Source organism: uncultured Campylobacter sp. (genome assembly GCF_938018035.1).
Lineage (GTDB): Bacteria > Campylobacterota > Campylobacteria > Campylobacterales > Campylobacteraceae > Campylobacter_B.
In genome coordinates, this window is record NZ_CALIJF010000069.1 from 1 (window position 1) to 5,277 (window position 5,277).

Consider the following 5,277-nt stretch of genomic DNA (forward strand, 5'->3'; position numbering starts at 1 on the left):
TTCACGGGCTCGATGAAGCCGATGCTTACGGCGTCATTTCTATCGTCGTTGCTGCGCCAGTTCGTCATAGCGACGCGGTCATCTTGATCTGCAAGCCACGCAGGAGCAATGCCTGCGGCTAAGCCTGTAACTTCCCACGAAGCTTTAAAACCGCTAGCGCTTACCTCGCGCGATTTGGCGATAAAGCCGCCGCCAAAGCTAGGCGATGCCCAAGTAGAGCTAATTTCAAAACGGCTATTTTGCGCGATCGGAGCTAGATGAAGCGCCTCGCCGCCTTGAATTTTAAGCGTGCCGCTGATGCTAAAATCAGACGACAGCGCTGAAGTGGGGAGCTTGTAGATTAAACTCCGATCGAAAATTTTAGCTTCGGTGTTGCCGTGATATTGCTTAAGCTCCTTGCCGTTTAAGCTTAAAGCGGGGGAGGCGGTGAAGGATTTTTGATTGCCTACGCCGAGCACTAGCACGGCTTCGTCGAAATTTAGCCGCGCAGGATCGACGCCGAGCTCGGTATAGTTTATCGCCTCAAAGTCCGCCTTAAGCGCAAAATCGCCGTTATAGATCGGAACGCGAAAAATCCCGCGCTTTAGATAGGTGGGGTCGATCTCCGCCGCGAGGGAGTAGTTTTTAGGCACGATGATGAAATTTTTCTCTACGCGCCTTTTTATGAGCTCGTTGTTGCTTTTATCTATCGCTTCGATTATCTCTGCGTAGGGCACTACGATCGCAAGGCCCTGGATTTGCAGCTCACCACCCACCGGCGTGAGGATCGAATCCTGCGCGAGCTGCTTGGTTTCGGAGCGCGAGTAGGTAAGATTATCGATAAAGCTTAGCGGGATTAGCAGCAGCAAAAGCAGCACTAAAACTATGAACGGTTTCGTCCAAAATGCCCCGCGAATGGCGTTTTTAGTAGAATTTAACAAAGGCTCTCCTTTTAAGTAGAATTTAAAACAGAATTTTAACTACGAAGAGTAAATGGACGGCGCTTGAAGCGGGAGGAATTTTATAAATTCTAAAGAAACTTCGGATGTGAAGCGCTGCGGATATCGCTTTGAATTTTTGGAATTCCGCCGCAAGCTAGAATTCCATTTTGAATGAGAATTTTGCTATTCGCAAGAATTTTACGAGAAAATTTATGTTAGTAGAATTTAAAAATTTGAAATTCTAAGTCTAAGAATTTCAAATTTATAAAACCCTTGGAATTTTGAAATTCCAAGGGTTTTGAATTTTTAAAATTTCGCCGCTTTAGCGTGCAAAATTTCGTACCGTCATCTCGCGTAAGCTTTAAAATTTATACGCCACGCTTAGCTTGAAATTTCGTCCCGGCTCCCAGTCGATAGCGTTTGAATCACCGGTGAAATCGGCGCTGCGCTGTGAGTGCGACGCGTAGGCTTTATCAAAGAGATTGTAAACGCCCGCGTTGATCTCAAGCCCTTTAAATCGCCCACTATCTGGAGCGTAGGTAACGTATAGATCGTGAACCGCATAGCTAGGCACTTTTGTTTTTTCGTCGCTATTTGCGGAGGCTACGTTTTTGGAGTTGAAAAATAGTAAGTTGTAGCCTAGCAGTAGATCCGCCGCAGAGATTGCGTACTCGGCATTGAAGGTGTATTTATCGCCATAGTCTCGGTAGCCGATGATGTTTGAGCTTAGATAGCCCGAGCCGCTGCGCACGCGGTCTTTATATTCTACGTGCTGGTGGGTATAGCCCGCAGCAAGGCTCAAATCATCTAATATCAATCTTGCGAAAAGCTCGACGCCGTCAATGTCCGCACCGCCTGCATTAGCCCTGCATAAGGTGCCCTGCGCGCCTCCCGGGCAGCCGATAACGCCGCCGCGAGCATTGTTATCTACGATGAGATTTTTATACTCCGTCCTGAAGTACTTCGCAGTTAGGCTTACCGAGGAATTCTCTCCTAGCTCGCTTTTGTAGCGACCGCCTATTTCGTAGGCGTTGCCCGTAGTGGCTTTTAAATTTTCATTGGCCATCCAGCTTAGTGGTCTGCCGCGGCTAGTACCCGCAGCCATCATGCTCTCCATTACGTCAGGTCCTCTAAATACTCGCGCATAGCTCGCAAACGCTCCGAATCCCGCGCCGATCTCGTAATCAAGCGCCAAGGCGGGGCTTACTTCGTTGAATTTATATTTGTAGCTAGAGATATTAGCGCCTCTGCCGTTGTAAGTCTTTAGCTCGTGCCTTTCGTAGCGCACGCCGGGAGTTACCGTAAGCCCGCCGTATCGCATAGCATCCTCGATATAAAAGCTATAATTATCGACCTTTTCGGGGCGTAGATTGCCGGGCTTGACGTAGTTTTCCGAGCGGTAGTAATCAAAGCCGTAACGCAACGTATGAGCCAGATCGCCCGTTTCAAATTTACTCTTAGCGCCGATTTTGCCGCCCTTGGTCTCGACGCCCCATTTTACGTTCGTCGAAGTCGATCCGATGCGTTGATGCTTTGTATAGTATCCAGTGATGTCGAGTTCTAGCAAGTCACTTGGATTATACGTGTATTTGATCGTGTGCGTATCGCGCTCGTATTTGCGGTTATCCAGCTGTCCGTTTAGCCATGAGCCGAATTCCGGTCGCAGCGGATAGAGACCTTTATACTGCATATGTTCGGTAGAGAGCGAAATTTTATGGAAATCCAAAAAGCTATAGCCCGCTTTTAATAAATAATTTATATCGTTGCCATCGCCACCCGTAGGTTTGCCGTTGCCCGATTCGCCGAAGCCGTATCCATAGTGCTTGAATGCGGCAAGCATATCTAGGCTATCAAACGCCCTGCCATAGAGCATTGCGCTTTGCGAATAGCCTTCGTTATTGCTCGTATAGCCCACTTTGAGCTTCGCGCCGATATCCTGACCGTCCTCAAGCATGTCAGAAGCGTCTACCGTCCTGAAGGCAACTGAGCCACCCAAAGCGCCCGAGCCGTTCACGACTGAGCGCGCGCCTACATCGACCTCTACGGCTTTGATAAGATCAGGATCGATTAGTAAATCGGCGTTGTGATGAAAGGTATTGCCGTTTTGCTTCGCGCCGTCAATCGTGATATTTAGACCGCGATCGCTCACGCCGCGCATATAAATTTTTTGATTCATGCCGTTGGTGCCGCCCACATAAACGCCTGGGATGTCGCGAAATACATCTTTGATGAGCGTAGCGTTGCGAGTATTGATTTTGATATCATCCACGGTGCTAGGCGTGCTAGAATCGCTAGTAACTTCGATTACGCCCAGGCTTTGCGTATTTGAATCCTTGCTTTTGGATGCGTCCGTAGCGCTTGATTTCTCGTCTGCTTGTGCGCTTAAGCAAAGAACTGCGCACAAGGACAAAGCCAGATGAAATTTTTTCATACGAAACTCCTAAATGATAATTAAGATTAAAAAACGGCAAATAATATAAAATTAATCCTTTATTTTATATTAATTATCAAGACGTTTTAAAATCATTACAATTTTATCTCAGAATGCTTTGTTATCATTAAATAAAGCTAAATGATAAAATATAATTTAAATATCGATCATCAAAATTTTAGTAAAAATTAAATCTACTTTTGATAAAATCGCTCATTTTTTAGCAAACCGATCTGCTAAATTTATAAAATTTTTAAAATTCTTAAGGAGAATTTATGGGCATTATGGAATTTTTGGCGCGTTACGTGGATTACATTATCTTTGCGATCCTCGGATTTATGAGCTTTTTGGTCGTGTGGTTTACTATCGAAAGGATGCTTTTTTATTCGAAGGTTAAAGCTAGCAATTACAAAAGCAAGGCGCTTTACGAAGAGGCTCTGACAAAAAATTTAACGACGCTTTATATTGTTTATTCAAATGCCCCGTACATAGGTCTTTTAGGTACTGTCATCGGCATTATGATCACATTTTTTGATATGAGTACTGCAAGCGGTATCGATACCAAGGCTATCATGCAAGGTCTCTCGCTTGCCCTTAAAGCTACGGCTACCGGTTTAGTCGTCGCCGTACCTACGCTCATCATCTACAACGGCTTCGTCCGCAAGGTAGATGTGCTTCTAAACCGCTACGATGAGGTTAAATAAATGAGCATTCCTAGACGAGACGGGCTAAATATCGTCCCGTTCATCGACATTATGCTGGTGCTGTTAGCGATCGTGCTTAGTGTCTCGACTTTCATTGCGCAGGGGCATATTAAGGTGAATCTTCCATCTTCTTCAAGCTCGCAAAACCCGCAAGAGGATAAAAAAGTTACCATCAAAGTGGATAGCGAATCTAAAATTTATCTAGACGATGTCGCAATAAGCGAGGATGAGCTTGAGAAAAAAATTGCCGCGCTCGATAAAAACGATCTTGTCGTGTTGAAAAACGATAAAGACTCGAAATTTTCCTCTTTCATTTCGATCATGGATGTTCTAAAAAAGGCGGGCCATGAAAAATTTGCGATCGTGACCGAAAAAGAGCAATGAATAAAGATAGCGCAGTAGGTTTTATCGTATCTTTGGTGCTACATTGCATCATCGCTGTGGCTGTTTTTGCTCTTTTATCGTCGGCACCGAAGCCGCCTAGCATGCCCGATATGATAGCCTTTTCCATCGATAGCATAATGGATGAGGCCAAGCAGGGCGATATCTCCGATGAGCCCAATATCCCGCCTCCTTCCGATCAGTCCGAACCAGATCCTGAGCCAGAGCCCACTCCGCCGGAGCCCGAGCCCGAACCGGAACCAACTCCGCCTGAGCCGGAGCCAATACCGGAGCCAGAGCCGATTCCTGAACCGGAGCCTATACCAGAGCCTGTAGTCGAAAAACCAAAACCGGTCGAAAAGCCCAAGCCAAAGCCGGTAGAAAAACCAAAACCGATCGAAAAACCTAAGCCAAAAAAAGAGCATAAAGTTCAAAGCAGCGATAGGAATTTAACGGCGAAGTTTGATCCGACAAAGCCTATTTCGCTGGGTAGCGGCGGGGGCGGCGGCTCCAGTAGCGCAGGTGGCGGTAGCGACGCTATAACAAGCCGCGGCGATCCTAGCAATAGCGATGTCGGCAAGAAAATTTTCGCCATCATTTCTCGCTATGCGCAGTCGCACTACCCTAAAAATGCGCAACGTATGCGTAAAATCGGCGTCGTAGGCGTGCACTTTACCTATACGGCAAGCGGAGACGTTAAAGGTCTTCGCGTTACGTCTTCCTCGAATGTCGATTCGCTTGATGAGGGCGCGTTAAGCGCGGTCGAGCGCACAAAAGGTAGCTTTCCAAAGGTCGAGAAAGATATGGAATTTAACTTTAGCATAAAATATACGCTAAATTT

5 protein-coding genes are annotated in these 5,277 nt (G+C 46.4%); 3 read left to right on the forward strand and 2 right to left on the reverse strand.

Annotated features, from left to right (window positions below; translation table 11 throughout):
• Positions 1 to 920 (reverse strand): inner membrane CreD family protein (locus Q0257_RS02145; RefSeq protein WP_298020985.1); only part of this gene is annotated, 920 nt, incomplete at its 3' end.
• 361 nt (positions 921 to 1,281) lie between these two features.
• Positions 1,282 to 3,351, reverse strand: coding sequence for a TonB-dependent receptor (locus Q0257_RS02150; RefSeq protein ID WP_298020988.1), 2,070 nt, complete (start codon positions 3,349 to 3,351; stop codon positions 1,282 to 1,284).
• A 284-nt stretch (positions 3,352 to 3,635) separates the two neighbouring features.
• Here Q0257_RS02150 and exbB point away from each other — a divergent pair, with 284 nt between their 5' ends.
• The 3 genes from exbB to Q0257_RS02165 form a co-directional block, all read left to right on the forward strand.
• The gene (exbB, locus tag Q0257_RS02155; protein ID WP_298020994.1) at positions 3,636 to 4,055 is read left to right on the forward strand and encodes a TonB-system energizer ExbB; all 420 of its coding nucleotides are present in this window, start codon (positions 3,636 to 3,638) and stop codon (positions 4,053 to 4,055) included.
• A complete protein-coding gene (exbD, locus tag Q0257_RS02160; RefSeq protein ID WP_005872149.1) occupies positions 4,056 to 4,439 on the forward strand; it encodes a TonB system transport protein ExbD in 384 nt (127 codons plus the stop codon). It abuts the gene before it with no gap.
• The coding region (locus Q0257_RS02165) for an energy transducer TonB (protein ID WP_298020991.1) at positions 4,436 to 5,277 on the forward strand (842 nt) is incomplete at its 3' end. The genes exbD and Q0257_RS02165, both read left to right, overlap by 4 nt.